Source organism: Ureaplasma urealyticum serovar 8 str. ATCC 27618 (assembly GCF_000169535.1).
GTDB lineage: Bacteria > Bacillota_I > Bacilli_A > Mycoplasmatales > Mycoplasmoidaceae > Ureaplasma > Ureaplasma urealyticum.
Genome location: NZ_AAYN02000002.1, coordinates 152,679 through 168,292, shown reverse-complemented (window position 1 = coordinate 168,292; position 15,614 = coordinate 152,679). Strand labels below are relative to the sequence as shown.

12 protein-coding genes, 1 tRNA gene, 1 rRNA gene and 1 other RNA gene are annotated in these 15,614 nt (G+C 25.7%); 4 read left to right on the top strand and 11 right to left on the bottom strand.

What is annotated here, in order from left to right; genetic code table 4:
* The first annotated feature begins 10 nt into the window (after positions 1-10).
* Positions 11-1,195, top strand: coding sequence for a hypothetical protein (locus tag UUR8_RS00715; protein WP_004025530.1), 1,185 nt, complete (start codon positions 11-13; stop codon positions 1,193-1,195).
* A 7-nt stretch (positions 1,196-1,202) separates the two neighbouring features.
* On the opposite strand, the gene rlmB is transcribed toward UUR8_RS00715, so the two are convergent.
* The 7 genes from rlmB to UUR8_RS00680 all read right to left on the bottom strand — a co-directional run bounded on the left by rlmB (position 1,203) and on the right by UUR8_RS00680 (position 11,739).
* Positions 1,203-1,922, bottom strand: a complete 720-nt coding sequence (gene rlmB / locus UUR8_RS00710) for a 23S rRNA (guanosine(2251)-2'-O)-methyltransferase RlmB (RefSeq protein WP_004025602.1) — start codon at positions 1,920-1,922, stop codon at positions 1,203-1,205.
* A 1-nt stretch (position 1,923) separates the two neighbouring features.
* Entirely contained in the window at positions 1,924-3,234 is a 1,311-nt protein-coding gene (cysS, locus tag UUR8_RS00705; RefSeq protein ID WP_004025653.1) for a cysteine--tRNA ligase, read from the bottom strand.
* Between the two features lie 13 nt (positions 3,235-3,247).
* A complete protein-coding gene (locus tag UUR8_RS00700; RefSeq protein ID WP_004026110.1) occupies positions 3,248-3,943 on the bottom strand; it encodes an MPN527 family putative ECF transporter permease subunit in 696 nt (231 codons plus the stop codon).
* Positions 3,944-4,179: 236 nt separating this feature from the next.
* Positions 4,180-6,201 carry an NAD-dependent DNA ligase LigA gene (ligA, locus tag UUR8_RS00695; RefSeq protein ID WP_004026162.1) on the bottom strand — a complete coding sequence of 674 codons (2,022 nt, stop codon included), beginning with the start codon at positions 6,199-6,201 and terminating at the stop codon, positions 4,180-4,182.
* Between the two features lie 93 nt (positions 6,202-6,294).
* Entirely contained in the window at positions 6,295-8,295 is a 2,001-nt protein-coding gene (gene uvrB, locus UUR8_RS00690; protein ID WP_004025874.1) for an excinuclease ABC subunit UvrB, read from the bottom strand.
* A gap of 2 nt (positions 8,296-8,297) precedes the next feature.
* Positions 8,298-10,820, bottom strand: coding sequence for a preprotein translocase subunit SecA (secA, locus tag UUR8_RS00685; RefSeq protein WP_004025889.1), 2,523 nt, complete (start codon positions 10,818-10,820; stop codon positions 8,298-8,300).
* A gap of 16 nt (positions 10,821-10,836) precedes the next feature.
* Positions 10,837-11,739, bottom strand: a complete 903-nt coding sequence (locus UUR8_RS00680) for an ABC transporter ATP-binding protein (protein WP_004025746.1) — start codon at positions 11,737-11,739, stop codon at positions 10,837-10,839.
* Positions 11,740-11,870: 131 nt separating this feature from the next.
* Here UUR8_RS00680 and tyrS point away from each other — a divergent pair, with 131 nt between their 5' ends.
* The 3 genes from tyrS (at position 11,871) to upp (ending at position 13,988) form a co-directional block, all read left to right on the top strand.
* Entirely contained in the window at positions 11,871-13,118 is a 1,248-nt protein-coding gene (gene tyrS / locus UUR8_RS00675; RefSeq protein ID WP_004025679.1) for a tyrosine--tRNA ligase, read from the top strand.
* A gap of 23 nt (positions 13,119-13,141) precedes the next feature.
* Positions 13,142-13,238: signal recognition particle sRNA small type (gene ffs, locus UUR8_RS03510), an RNA gene on the top strand.
* 126 nt (positions 13,239-13,364) lie between these two features.
* Positions 13,365-13,988 carry a uracil phosphoribosyltransferase gene (gene upp / locus UUR8_RS00670; protein WP_004026150.1) on the top strand — a complete coding sequence of 208 codons (624 nt, stop codon included), beginning with the start codon at positions 13,365-13,367 and terminating at the stop codon, positions 13,986-13,988.
* A gap of 61 nt (positions 13,989-14,049) precedes the next feature.
* On the opposite strand, the gene UUR8_RS00665 is transcribed toward upp, so the two are convergent.
* The 4 genes from UUR8_RS00665 to rrf form a co-directional block, all read right to left on the bottom strand.
* Positions 14,050-14,123 (bottom strand) — tRNA-Gly (locus tag UUR8_RS00665).
* Positions 14,124-14,181: 58 nt separating this feature from the next.
* Positions 14,182-14,859, bottom strand: a complete 678-nt coding sequence (locus UUR8_RS00660) for an HAD family hydrolase (protein ID WP_004025504.1) — start codon at positions 14,857-14,859, stop codon at positions 14,182-14,184.
* Positions 14,860-14,867: 8 nt separating this feature from the next.
* Positions 14,868-15,338 carry a dihydrofolate reductase gene (locus UUR8_RS00655; protein WP_004025610.1) on the bottom strand — a complete coding sequence of 157 codons (471 nt, stop codon included), beginning with the start codon at positions 15,336-15,338 and terminating at the stop codon, positions 14,868-14,870.
* 144 nt (positions 15,339-15,482) lie between these two features.
* Positions 15,483-15,586 (bottom strand): 5S ribosomal RNA (rrf, locus tag UUR8_RS00650).
* Positions 15,587-15,614: the final 28 nt, after the last annotated feature.

Sequence of the window (15,614 nt, the reverse complement as noted above, 5' to 3'; positions counted from 1 at the left end):
AAGGTATCTTATGAAAAAAAATAAATATAAACTTCTTATTAAATCACTAGTTATTACATCTTTTTTAGTTACTACTTCAAGTGTTATTGTAGCTTGTACTAATAAAGAAAAAGAACAACATTTGACTAAATTAAAAAACTTATCCCAACATGCAAAACAAATATACAACGAAATTAAAACCAATAAATTATTTAAAAATGAAGCTTTTATTTTAAATGACCAAATTAATAAAGTTTTAAAAATTAATGAACAAAATAATTTAGATGTCATTACTAAAAATTATAATGATTTAAAAAAATTATTAGATGAAATTCAAGAGAAAATTTCTAAAGAAAAAGAAGAAGAAAAGCAACAAAACGCTAATCTTAATAAAGTGATTAACATTAAATTAGAAAATTTAAATCAAATAGTTAATCATAATTTATTAAAAGAAAATAAAGAATCATTTTTTAATCAAATTATTGATTTCACTCCAGTTATAACAGAAATTCAAACTATTATCAATCAAAATCAAAATCTTTTAGATTTGAAAAATGAAGAACTTGAATTAAAATTAAAAAATTTAAATCTTTTTATTAAAGAATTAGATCATAAATTTAAAAATATAATGGATCAATTATTTAATATTGAAGATTCATACATTAATAAGTTTCTAAAATTTATTAATGACCAGAACTTTATTAATGATAAAGAATATCAAAAAAGAAAAAAGTTTAATCCGCAAGAATATTTAGAATTAACAAAATCTATTGAAAGTAGTTTTAATAAATTAAAAAACATCACTGTCAATTCAGATCTAGACCAATACCTAAATTCACTTAATTTAATGTTATTATCTTTAACTAATGAAGCTAAAACTTTTTTCACTAAATTTGAAGATCAAATTAAAGAGTATTTTAAGTGAATTGTATATGGTAAAGATGATACACTAACAAAAACTTTTAATCGAATTGTTGAAGAACAAAAAAGAAATGAATTTATGGAACAAACAGCAAAAGCTCTATTAACTTTTCCCACGGAAATTAATCAAAAATTTAAAATGTTCGTTGATTTTTTTACATTAAAAAATGATAAAGACGAAACCGAATACCAAAAAATCTGAAAGTTAAAACACAACGAAGTTAATAAAGTCTGATTTGGTATTGCGGAGTGCTTCGGATCCGGAAAATGCACAGATAAAAGTAAACAATCATAAAAAATAATTAGGGTTTTATTTTAGTGCGATAATGTGCCAAGATAATGCCTGTTGCTACACCAACATTTAAAGATTGCACATCACCAAACATATCAATTCGTATGCTTTGATCTGCATTTTTTAAAATTAATGGACTCACACCTTTATTTTCATTGCCTACAATAAAAACAGTTTTATTAGCATAATCAACTTTTTCATATGGTTGTGATTTTAATAAACTTGTCGCATAAACTCAAAAACCTTCATCTTGAAGGTTTTTTATTGTATTTGATAAATTATTGACTTCGATCATATAAATATAATTAATTGCACCCATACTTGTTTTAATTACTAAATCATTAATGCTTGCTTGGTGATGCTTTTTATAAATAATAGCATCCACACCAAAAGCATTAGCAGTTCTAATAATTGCTCCAAAATTGCGAGGATCTTCAATTTCATCAAGTATTAAAACTAAAGCATTTTTTTTATCTTTTATTAATTTTAAAAAAGATTCTAAACCCGTTTTTTGAAAGTTTTTTTTGACTAGTTTAAATGCAATATTTTGATGGTTTAAAGAATGATCAAATTGTTTAAATCATGCTTCATTAACAATTTCATAAGTAATTTTATTTTTATTAATTAAATTAATTAACTCATAATTTTTTGATAATAAATACACTTTTGAAATTGATTGTTTGTTACCAATTGCATCTAATAATGCTTTTTTGCCAAAATTATAATTCATTTTATAAAATTCCTATATTAATTAATTGTTTTCTTAATTCATCAGCTTTAACATAATCTTTTTTATCAACGTAATTTTTTCAAGTATTTAATAATGCTAAATTCTCATCATTATGCAAATCAACAAAATTAATACCCAATATATCTAACATATATAATAATTGAGTTAAATTCAGTTTTAATTCATTCATATCTTTATTTTTTTTAATTAAAATATTTATTTTTTTAACACTAATATGAATTAGATCAACAATACCTACAAAATCTAAATCATCATTAATGCGTTCATCAAAAAGCCTAAAATGATCAATTTGTGTTAATGATTTTAGTTGATGGTTGAAGTATAAATAGTTTTTTGCGTTATAAATAGCATTTTTAATTTTAAGAATTTCTTTTTCGTTCTGCTTCATGATTTCATGTGAAAATTTAATTGGTTGTTTATAATCTGCTTGATAAAAAAACCAACGCACAACTTGATAATCATATTCAGCTAATAAATCTTTTACTAAAATAAAATTATTTAAAGATTTTGACATTTTCTCATTATTAATATTTACTAATCCAAAATGCATTCATACTTTTGCTAAATTTTTATTATATAAAACTTGATTTTGAGCATTTTCATTTTCATGGTGGGGAAATTTTAAATCAATTCCACCACCATGAATACTAACTTGTTCACCAATATAAGTGTTGATCAAACATGAGCATTCAGAATGCCAACCTGGGCGACCGATTCCTCAAGGTGTATTTCACATAATACCTTTATTTGTTTTCTTTCATAAAATAAAATCATTAGGATTGTGTTTATTAGCTGCGCTTTCAATACGCATACCAACAATATCATTTTCTAAATCACGTTTCGATAATTGTCCGTAATTTAAAGCTTTTTTTGTATCAAAATAAACATCATCACCAATAAAATAACCTGCTTGTTTATCAATCAATTTTTGGATATAATCAATAATTTTATCCATATGTGTTGATACTTTAGGATTAATCATTTCTAGTGTATTTAAAGCTTTTTTAATTTTTAAATATTCATTAAAATAATATTCACTAACCTCTAATTCTTTTAGGTTATTAGCTAGAGCATAATTAATGATTTTGTCATCAATATCAGTAATATTTAAAACATATTTAGTTTTGATATTATGTTTTTTTAAAAAACGATATAACACGTCCATAGTAATTAAAGGCCGAGCATTGCCAATATGGATATGATTATAAACGGTTGGTCCACAATTATAAATTGAAATTAATTCATCATTAATTTCTACTAATTGATTAGAATAAGAATCATATAATTTCATAAATTATTCCTTGTTAATATGTAATGATCGTTTTTTTATCTGCAAAAATTTTTAATATAGTTAATGATATAAAACTAATAATGATGTTTTTAATTAAATTAAAACTTGTATATAAAGCAATAATTCCTAATCAATATGATTTAATATTTAACAAAAATAAAGTTGGGTGCTTTTCATAAATTTTTTGTACTTCTAAAAAATTCAGTGTTGGGGTAATTTTAAAAGTGTATCAATAAAGTGGAGTATAAAGAATACCGTTCATAATCACATTAAAAACAGTTGTTAAGAATGAACTTAATACTAAGACTCATAAATTAAGATAAAATTTTGGTCTTTTTGGAATAAATAACTTTTTAAAAAGAATAACCATACTAACAAAAAATAAGTTATTTAAACTTAAAACCATTGTTCCGATCCATGAAGGACTTCCGTGTAATAAATTAGCTAAACTTAATAAAATTGTAACTAAATATACAAAGCGATATTTAACTTTATAAATTAAATAAACAAGTGTGAATAAAGAAAAATCAAAAGCCAAAAAATTAAAACGAATAAAGTGACTTAAATATGCAATCAAAATTCCTAGACCTAACATTACTGCACTTAGTGTGTAATCTTTAATAATTTTAGATGTTGAATAATATATACTATGTTTTTTTTTATAATTTCTTTTAAAAATTGTTTTTCCTTTTGTTATATTTATCTTCAATAATTTTTACACCAATACCTTTACTATCTTTAATTAAAGCATTAATTTAACTTTAATATAATGGATTACAATTATTTTAATAGTTTTATCTTTCTTAATTATAAAATATATACATTTTAAATTTTATTTTAAGAGCATATTTATTACAAAATTATTATTTTCTATATCATAGAATACATTACAATAATTTTAATTTAGCAACAAAAACAATTCTAAATTATTAATATTTGATTAATTTAAAAATTATTATCCTTTTTTCAAAATTCATTTTCAATAATTTTGACACCTAATAATTTAGCTTTTTCTAATTTCGTACCCGCTTCAATGCCAGCTAAAACATAATCTGTTTTTTTAGAAACACTGTTTTTAACTTTTGCATGATAATATTTCTCTAAAATAGTTTTAATTTCATCACGACTAATACTAAATGAACCAGTAATAACAAAAGTTTTATTTTTATATTCATCAATTATATTGATGTTATCATCATAAATAAAATCATCAATATATTCCATATTTACACCAACTTGTTGTAATTGATTAACTAAAGAAACATTATGATCATCATTAAACCAATTAATTAATGACAAAGCAGCTTTTTCACCACATGCATCAACATTAGTTAATTCACCAAAATTAGCATGCATTAAAGTGGTCATTGTTTTAAATTGTTTAGCTAATTTTTTAGCTAAATTTGGACCAACATGACGAATACCAAAAGCTGTTAATAAAAATTCTAAAGAACGTGTTTTTGAATTATTAATACTATTAATTAAATTACTAAAACTTTTGTCTTTAATTTTAAAATCACTAGCTAAAATAAATTCTTTGTGTTTTTGTAAATAGTATAAATCTGCAACATTTTTAATTAAATTTGCATCATAAAATTTATTAATGATCGCATCACTCATTCCTTCAATATTCATACAATTACGAGAAACAAAATAAACAATTTTTTCAATGTTTATTTTTTTACATCCATAAATGTTTAAACAACGTTGATCAACTTCATCATTTTCACGCACTAAAACTGATTGGCATGAAGGACAATTTGTAATTGATTCATAAGGAACACTATTTGCTAAACGTTTTGATAAATCAACACCATCAACATAAGGAATTACATCCCCAGCTTTATAAATTTTAATTTCATCATTAATTCGAATATCTTTTTCTTTAATGAAATCAAAATTATGTAAAGTAGCATATTCAACTATACTACCATCTAATAAGATTGGTTTAATTTTAGCAACATATGAAATTTTTCCTGTACGTCCAACATCATTAATAATTTCTAATAATTGTGAACTAACAACATTAGCTGGAAATTTATAAGCAATTGCTCATTTAGGAAATTTAGAAGTATAACCAATTTCATCATAAACTTCTAAATTATTAATTTTAATAACAATACCATCTATCATATATGAAAGATCATTACGCACTTTAGTATAACGATCAATTTGGTTAATAACTTCATCAATTGTATCAACTTTAACAATTAAATCACTAACTTTAAATTTATTATCTTTTAAAAATTGAATACTTTCATAATGCGTTTTTATTCCTAATTCTTGTGCATTGACTAAATAGTACATAAAAGCACTTAGTTTACGTTCTGCAACAATTGAATTATCTAAACTTCTTAGTGTTCCAGCGGCAGCATTTCTTGGATTAGCAAATTTTTTATCACTTTCTTCTAAATTATCATTCATTTCATAAAAATCATGAAATGCCATATAAACTTCACCACGAACTTCAATTTCATAGTCTTTATATTTTTGATCAATATAGTGTGGAATATCTTTAATCGTTAAAATATTAGAAGTGACGTCTTCGCCATTAACACCATCACCTCTTGTGATTGCTTGGTGTAATTTAGCATTTTTATAAATAATCGAAATACTTAAACCATCAATTTTAGGCTCAACTACATATCCCTTTAGATCAACACTAGCATTTTGATTATCTTGATCAAATTTTCTTAAATCATTAGCATCAAAAGCATTTGAAAGCGATAACATTGGTCTTTTATGCTTTACTTTATTAAATTTTTCAGAAACAAAACCACCAACACGAACACTTGGTGAATTGTTGGTTTTAAATTGGGGATAAGCATTTTCTAATTCAATCAACTCACGCATTGCTTGATCATAAACATGATCTGGCACACTTGGATCATCTAAAACATAATATTCATAATTTCATTGATCAAGTTTTTGTTTTAATTCATTAATTTTAGCTTTTATTCTATCCATACGTAAAATTAACCTTTTTTTTAAAATCTTTAGTATAAATTTTAATTAAAAAAACTAATATTTAAATAAACAAAGTTGTTATGAATCTAATTGTTATTTACTTTTTATGCTTTGTTTAATGGCTTCTAATTCGACAATCATATCACGATATTGAGCAGCAATTTCATATTCACGTTTTTTTGCAGCTTCTTCCATTTTCTTTTTTAATTCTTTAATTTTTTGATCATATTCATTTTTCGAGGCTTTTGCAGCATATAACTCTGCATTTTGTTTATAGTCATGACCACTTAAATCTTTGTGAATTGGCTTAATAATTGTTTTAGGAACAATGTTATGTTTTAAATTAAAATCTAATTGAATTTCACGACGTCGTTTTGTTTCATCAATCGCAACCTGCATAGCTTGTGTGATTGTATCAGCATACATAATTACTTTACCATCAGCATTACGAGCTGCTCGTCCAATAATTTGAATTAAAGATTTATCACTTCTAAAAAACCCAGGTTTATCTGCATCAAAAATAAAAACACGAGCTACTTCTGGAACATCTAAACCTTCTCTTAAAAGATTAATACCAACAATGCAATCATAAATTCCTTTTCTTAATTTATTAATAATAGCACTACGTTCTAATGTTTTTAATTCATTATGTAAATAAGCTGCTTTAACTTTTGTATTATTTAAATAATTTGTTAAATCTTCAGCCATTCTAATTGTCATAACAGTAATAAATGCGCGTTGATTATTGTTTTTTAAAAGCATTAATTCATTAATTAAATCATCAATTTGATGTTCTGTTTTTCTAATTTCAACAATAGGGTCTAATAGTCCTGTAGGTCGAACAATTTGGCTAACTATATGGTTATTTGATAATGCGATTTCTTCATCATTTGGTGTAGCTGAAACATAAATCACTTTAGAAATTTTTTCATTAAATTCATCATAATTTAAAGGACGATTATCTAAAGCGCTTGGTAATCGAAATCCATATTCAACTAAAGTTTGTTTACGGCTTCGATCTGTATTATACATACCTTTTACTTGTGGTAGTGAAATATGTGATTCATCAACAATTAATAATCAATCTTGGTTGTTGTATCCAAAAAAATCAAAAATTGTTCAAGGCGTTTGAAAAGGTTCGCGATGTTCAAGATGACGATAATAATTTTCAACACCACTACAAAAACCAAATTCAACAATGCCTTCAATATCTTGTTTAGTTCGTTGTTCAATTCGTTGAGCTTCAATTAATTGATTATTTTTTAAAAAGAATTTTACACGTTCATTAAGTTCTTTTTTAATATTATCAATCGCTATTGACAAACGTGAATCATCAAAAATATATTCACTTGCACTTCGTAAAATAAATCTTTGTTCTTTTGAAATAACATTATTAGTAATGGGATCACAAAGATCTATTGCTTCAACTTCATTACCAAACATCGAAACTCTTATTTTAAATTTATCACTATAACCTGGCATTATTTCTATTAAATCACCACGAATTCGAAATGTCCCAGGTAATAGATCATGATCTTTTCGTTCGTAACCTAATTGCACTAATTTATATTTAATTTGTTCAAAATCAATTGATTCGCCAACGTGTAAATATAAATTTTTTTTAGTAAATTCTACAGGCGAAACAGAAGCATAAATACAAGCGACAGAGGCAACAACAATTACATCGTTTCTCGTAGCTAATGAATTAATCGTTGATAAACGCATCATCTCAATTTCAGCATTTGTTACTGAATCTTTTTCAATGTATGTATCAGTTATTGGCTTATAAGCTTCTGGTTGATAATAATCAAAGTACGAAACAAAATATTCGACTTTATTATGAGGAAACATTTCTTTAAGTTCAGCAAATAGCTGAGCAGCTAAAGTTTTATTATGTGCAAGAACTAAAGTTTTTAATTGTGTTTTTGCAATTACATTAGCAACACTAAATGTTTTTCCAGTTCCTGTTGCTCCTAATAATACTTGTCGATTAATTCCTTGATTAATATTGTTAACCATTTCATCAATTGCTTTTTGTTGATCACCAGCTGGTTTATAACTACTTACTAGTTCAAGTTTTTTAAAATCATCCATCTTTAATCATTATTTTCGTTTTTAGTGTTTTGATCATTTAATTCATCGATATTAACTAATGAATCTTCAATTTCTTGTTCGCTTATTAAAGAGTGATCAGTATTTTCAAAATCAATTACATTATCGTTATCAATAATTTCATTATCATTAATAATAAATTCATTGTTTACTTCATCATATTCTTGATGAACATAATTTATTTTACCGATTGAACAAACTGTTTTTCATGCGACATCATGCTTTAATTTTTCAAATAATTTATCTGAATCTTCAACATAAATATTTAAAGGAGCTTTTTGCTCATAAGCACGTAGATTAACACCTTCACGAATTTTAGAAATAACATCTAAATGTTTAGTTCATTCTTCATCAATATTACTAATCATAATCTCTGATAAAATTTGATTAAAAATTCCTGGTGTCATTAATTGTTCTTTTTGTTCAAAGAAACTAATGCAATCATTTTTTAATTTAGTTTTAATTTCATCTAAATCAAGACCATAATACTCATCATGATTTAGATAGTTATCATAAAAAATATTTTGTGTTGCTAAATCAATTAGTTTTTTAACATCAATAATATCTTCGTTTGGTTCATTGTGAGATTGATAAATAATATCATCAATTACACTATCTAACATTCGATATAAAATATCCTTATTATCAGATGAAACAAGAATTTTATCACGTTGTTTATAAATTAATTCACGTTGGTTACTTAAAACATGATCATAATCAATTAAATTTTTTCTTGTGTCATAGTTTAATGATTCAACTTTTTTTTGCGTATTGTTTAATAATCGTGTAAAGAATTTTGTTGAAATAACATCTTCACTTAATTTATCATCGGCCTTTGCTAAATTGTCAGTGGCAAAACGACTAAATAAAGTATCTTCCATTGAAATGAAAAAACGTGATTCACCAATATCTCCTTGTCGTCCAGCACGACCTCTTAACTGGTTATCAATTCTTCGTGAATCACTTCGCTCTGTTCCAATAACACATAATCCGCCAGCTTCTAATGATTCTGGAGATAATTTAATATCAGTTCCTCGTCCTGCCATATTTGTCGCAATTGTCACTGCTTTATACTCACCAGCTCGTGCAACAATCTCAGCCTCACGCGCATGGTTTTTAGCATTTAAAACTTCATGAGGAATATTGACTCGTTCTAATAATTGGTGTAAAATTTCTGAATCTTCAACACTAGCAGTTCCAATTAAAATTGGTTGACCATTTTCATGACGACGAATAACATCAGCAATTACATATTTTCATTTTGTTCTTTTATTATCAAAAACATAATCAGGATGGTCAATTCTTCTAATTGGTTTATTAGTTGGAATTGTAACAACAACCATATTATAAATATTTAAAAATTCTTCAACTTCAGTAATAGCAGTTCCTGAAACAGCAGCTAATTTTTTGTATAAACGAAATAATGATTGGTAAGTAATTGTGGCAACTGTTAAATTTTCAGGTTCAATTTTGATTTGTTCTTTAGCTTGGATTGCTTGTTGTAAGCCAGCACTATAACTTCTTCCTTCCATAATTCGACCAGTTGATTGATCAACTAAAGCAATTACATCTTCACCTTCATCATCTTTTTTAACAATGTATTCACGACCATTAAAAAAAGTAAAGTTTGCTCTTAAAGCATTTGTAACTTTATGAATGATATCTGAATTTTCAAAGTTGTAATAGTTTTTAGTATTAAAAAACTTTTGGGCTTTTTCAACACCACTTTCAGTTAATGCTACTGATTGTGATTCTGGATCTAAAGTAAAATCTTGTGGATATAAAGTTTTTACAAAACGATCTGCTTTAACATAATTTCCAATTTCTTCTTGTGGTTCGCCTGAAATAATTAATGGCGTTCGAGCTTCATCAATTAAAACTGAGTCACCCTCATCAACAATAGCAAATCATAAACCACGTTGAACTTTACTATTGTAGTTAGTAACCATGTTATCACGTAAATAATCAAATCCTAATTCTGAATTCGTTGTGTATGTTATATCACAATTATAATTATTACGTTTTTCATATTCATTCATATTTGCTGTAATTTGACCAACAGACATATTTAAAAAATTTAAAGCAGGTGTAGCAAATTCAGCACCAACTTTAACTAAATATTCATTAACAGTCACCATATGAACACCTTTTTTATAAAGGGCATTTAAGTAAGCAACTAAAACTAAGGTTAATGTTTTACCTTCACCCGTCATCATTTCAGCAAAGTCGCCAAAATAAACGATGATTGCACCAATAAGTTGAACTTTAAAAGCTCTTTTATTATGAACTCGATAAATAACTTCACGAATGATGCATAATGATTCAACTAATCTATCATCTAATGGATTATTGTTGGCTAAATATTCAATAATATCATCAGATTTATTAATTAGTTCTTGATCACTAAAATGTGTATATTCATCTTCTTTTTTCAAAACTTCTTCAGCAATTAATCTAGCATGATTTAAAATCCGATTTTGGGGTGATATTTTTGATATTAAATTCATTTAAATACAAATCCTCTTATTGTTCATCTCATTTTAGTTCATCAACTGATTTTGGATGGTCATTACGAATTAATTCATTAATGTTTCCATCTTTAACCTTAATAACTAAAGTTCCAAGTTCAGCAAAAATTGGGTTATGGGTAACAATAATTACTGTTGTTTTTAATTCTTGGTTAACTTTTACAAATTCTTTTAAAATAATTTTTGACATTGTTTCATCAACAGCACCGGTTGGTTCATCACCAAATAAAATAATGGGATTTTTAGCTAAAGCACGTGCAATTGACACCCGTTGTTGTTGTCCGCCAGATAATTCATGAGGGAATTTTTTTGCATATTCTAACATGCCCACTGCTTTTAATGCATCTTGGGGTTTAATACGACGCTTTTTATCAACTTGTAAATCTGCACCAATTTCAACATTTTCTTCTACAGATAATGTTGGTAATAATCCATATTGTTGGAAAACAAAGCCGATGTACTCTTTACGAAAATCAGTTAATTTATTTTGACTCATATTAATTAATTGTTTACCACAAACACGCACGTCGCCATCTGTTGCTCGATCAAGACCTGACATAATATTCATTAATGTAGTTTTACCAGAACCTGATGGTCCTAAAATGATGACAAATTCGCCTTTACGAATGTCTAAATTAACACCTTTAAGTGTTTCGTTAATTAAATATCCATTTGTAAAAATCTTTTTAACATCACGAAGTTCAATAATATTGTTTGGATCACGTGATGACATATCAATATCGCCTTTGTGATTCTTGTTTAATTTTTCAACTTCTTTGATGCGTTTTTTTAGTTCTTTACGTTCGTCTTTTGATAAATCTTTTATATTAATTTTTTTATTTTCGTTTTCATTAGATACTGAATTAATATCATTATCTTTTTCTTTTTTAATTTTCATAAAGCCATCCTTTATTTAAGTAAAGCTATTTAACATTTAATTATAAGGCAAATCAATAACTTAATTTAAAGATATTAGTATTAAAATATATATTATAGATTAAGTAATTATTAAGGATAATAAATAAATTTATGCATAATTTAATTAAGGATTTAAAAGCGAGAAATTTAATTAACAATATAACTAATGAAGAGAAATTAAAAAAAGCCTTAGCAGAAAACAAGGGGATTTATGTTGGCTTTGATCCCTCAGCTGATAGTTTACACTTAGGAAACTACATTATGATTATGTTGTTAAAACGTTTTCGTTTACATAACATTAAAACATTCGCACTAGTTGGTGGTGCTACAGGGATGATTGGTGATCCAAGTGGCAAATCAGCCGAACGTAACTTATTAGATAAAACAATTTTAGAACACAATATTACAAAAATAAAATATCAACTTGAAAAATTTACTAATTCTCAAGTTATTAATAATTATGACTTTTATAAAAACATGACTTTCTTAGATTTCTTACGTGATGTAGGTAAACTAATTAATATTAATTATTTACTAGAAAAAGAAATTATTAGCTCACGTTTAGATGTAGGTATTTCATATACAGAATTTAGTTATAACTTGCTACAAGGTTATGATTTTTTACAATTATATAAAAATGATAATATTGCCATTCAAGCTGGTGGTAGTGATCAATGAGGTAATATTACAACTGGAATCGAAATAATTCGTAAAAGTTTAGGTGATGATAATATTGCTTGTGGTTTAACAATTAATCTATTAACAAATTCTGAAGGTAAAAAATTTGGTAAAAGCGAAAAAGGTGCTATTTATTTAGATGAAAATAAATCAAGTGTTTATGAAATGTACCAATTCTTAATTAATCAAACAGATGCTGATGTAGAAAAATTATTAAATTTCTTAACATTAATTGATGTTGATGAAATAAATAAAATAATGCAAGCACATAAAGAAAATCCAGCTTTAAGAATCGCTCAAAAAGCATTAGCTCAAGCGGTTGTAGTTGATGTACATGGACAACAAAAATATGAACAAGCATTACATATTAGTCAAGTATTGTTTAATGGAAATATTAATGAATTAAATCAAGAAGAATTTAATATTGCTATTAAAAGTTTACCAACAACAAAATTAGATAAAGATGAAATTAAAATAATTGATTTATTAAATTTAGCTAATATTTCATCAAGTAATCGTGTTGCACGTGATTTTTTAAGTACAGGGTCAATTTTAGTTAATGATATTAAAGTAAATGATGAAAACTTTTTAGTTAAAAAACAAGATGCTATTAATCAGGAATTTAGTATTATTAAAAAAGGTAAGCGAAATTATTTCTTAATTGTATGAAACAAAGATTAAAACTAAGTCATTTTTGTTTATAATATATATGTCATTACAATATTAAGTGGCGAACCTTGTCAGGCCAGAGATGGAGCAGCAATAGCATAATCTTTTTATGTGTGATGACACTATTAAATTTAATAAAAGCTAGCGAAATGCTAGTTTTTTTCATTTTATTAAGTTATTTATAATAATAAAATTTATAATTAAGAACAAGTATTAAAAACTATATATACAAGTTAAGTGATTTAAGGAGTTATAAATATGCACAAAATTATTAATCATCCATTAATTAAAGATAAGTTGACGCGTATGCGAAAAGTTTCAACAGTTTCTACTGTTTTCCGTACAAATTTAGAAGAGCTAACGCAATTAATGGTTTACGAAGCAACAAAGGATTTAGAATTAAACGAAATTGAGATTGAAACACCTGTTGTTAAAAATGCAAAAGGTTATAAATTAAAAAATAAAATTTGTTTAATCCCTATTTTAAGAGCTGGTATTGGAATGGTTGATGGTGTTAAAAGTTTAATCCCAACAGCAACAATTGGTCATATTGGTTTATATCGTAATGAAGAAACACTAAAACCAGTAGAATATTTTAAAAAATTCCCTAAAAACATTTCAGAATCAGATGTTATTATCTTAGATCCAATGTTAGCAACAGGAGGGAGTGTTGTTGAAGCTGTTAATATTATTAAAAAATACAACCCTAAATCCATTAAATTTGTGTGCATTGTTGCAGCTCCAGAAGGGCTTGAATATGTTCAAAAAATTCATCCAGATGTTGATGTATATATCGCAGCATTAGATGATAAACTAAATGAAAATGGTTATATCACTCCTGGTTTAGGTGATGCAGGAGATCGAATCTTTGGTACTAAATAATTTATTATAATATAATAAAGAAAAAAGCAATCCATAATTGGATTGCTTTTTATTTAATAAATGGAGCAGATGACGAGAATCGAACTCGCGTCTCGACCTTGGCAAGGTTGCGTTCTACCATTGAACTACATCTGCAAGTATTACCTATATATTATATAATAAACTAATACTTTTTTACATCGTTTTTTATTTGTTAACGTAAAAATTGACTAATTTCTGTTTCTAATTCATCAATCGTTTGAACAACAAGTGGTTTTAAATTAGCAATTGTTTCTTTATGCTTTTGATATTCTGGTTCTCAATTAACTAAAAGAAAATGACATTTAACATTTAAAGCTGCTTTTAAATCAGCTAAACTATCACCAATTAATAAAGTGTTTTTATGATCAACATTACAATTATTCATAAGCCTTAATAAACCACTAGGATGTGGTTTCATTTGATCAACATCTTCCGCCCCATAAATATAATCAAAATAATGATGTAAATTATAATAATCAACCATTGTTGTTAACAAAGTTGATTTTTTATTTGATAAAATCGCCAACTTAACATTGTCAATTGATCTTATTTTTTTAATTAATTCTAAAATTCCATCAAAAAAATAACTATGAATCATAAAAAGTGAAGATTCATATATTTCATAATATTTAGCAATCATTGTTTCAATTTCAATATCTAAAAGATCGTGTTTAGCATATTTTCTAAAAATATTTGCCATAGAAAGATTACCTAATAGATCATTCATTTCTTTTAAACTAGGCACATGATGATTATAAAATTCTAGAACACCAATAATTGACAAACTCATTGTTGTGTGAGTATGCATGATTGTGCCATCGAAATCAAAAACAATTAGTTTTTTAGTCATAGATATTTTTATTTATCTTTCTTACTTGAATAATAATTAACAACAAAATTATCGTAAACATCTTTTTTATCTAAATTAAAGTTATTATAATCAACTTTCATATACAAATCACAATCATAATAATCATTTAATACTGAAACGATTAAAGCATCAGCATGATTTAAGAAAATATCAAACAATTCTTTACCACCAATAATGAAAATATCTTCTTTTTTTGCATCATTCAATAATTGTTGAAAATCATTAGTTACAAAATATGATTGATCTTCTGGAGTTTGCATAATTGATGAAAAAATAATGTTAGTACGATTACTTAATGGTTTTTGTTCTAATGAATCAAAAGTACTTTTTCCCATTACAATTTTATGGTTTTTTGTTGTTTTATAAAAATGTTCTAATTCTTCTTTTACATATCATGGAAGTTTATTGTTTTTGGATATACCACCATTTAACGTTTGACATCAAATTAACTTTAGCATATTAAATAAAATCCTTAATCTTAAATGATCGCCATATTTTCATTATATACTAATTTAGTTAAATTAGATAAACATATCGCCAAAAACATTATTATTAAAGGATAAAAAAAACTAACCTTATCAACTAAGGCTAGTCCTAATTTTGCGTAGCGATGACCTATTTTACTTGCGCTATTTTCGGCTCTAGAGTGCTTGACTTCTGTGTTCGGGATGGGAACAGGTATTTCCACTCTGATATGATCACTACACAATTATGATCGATGTCTGAAAACTAAA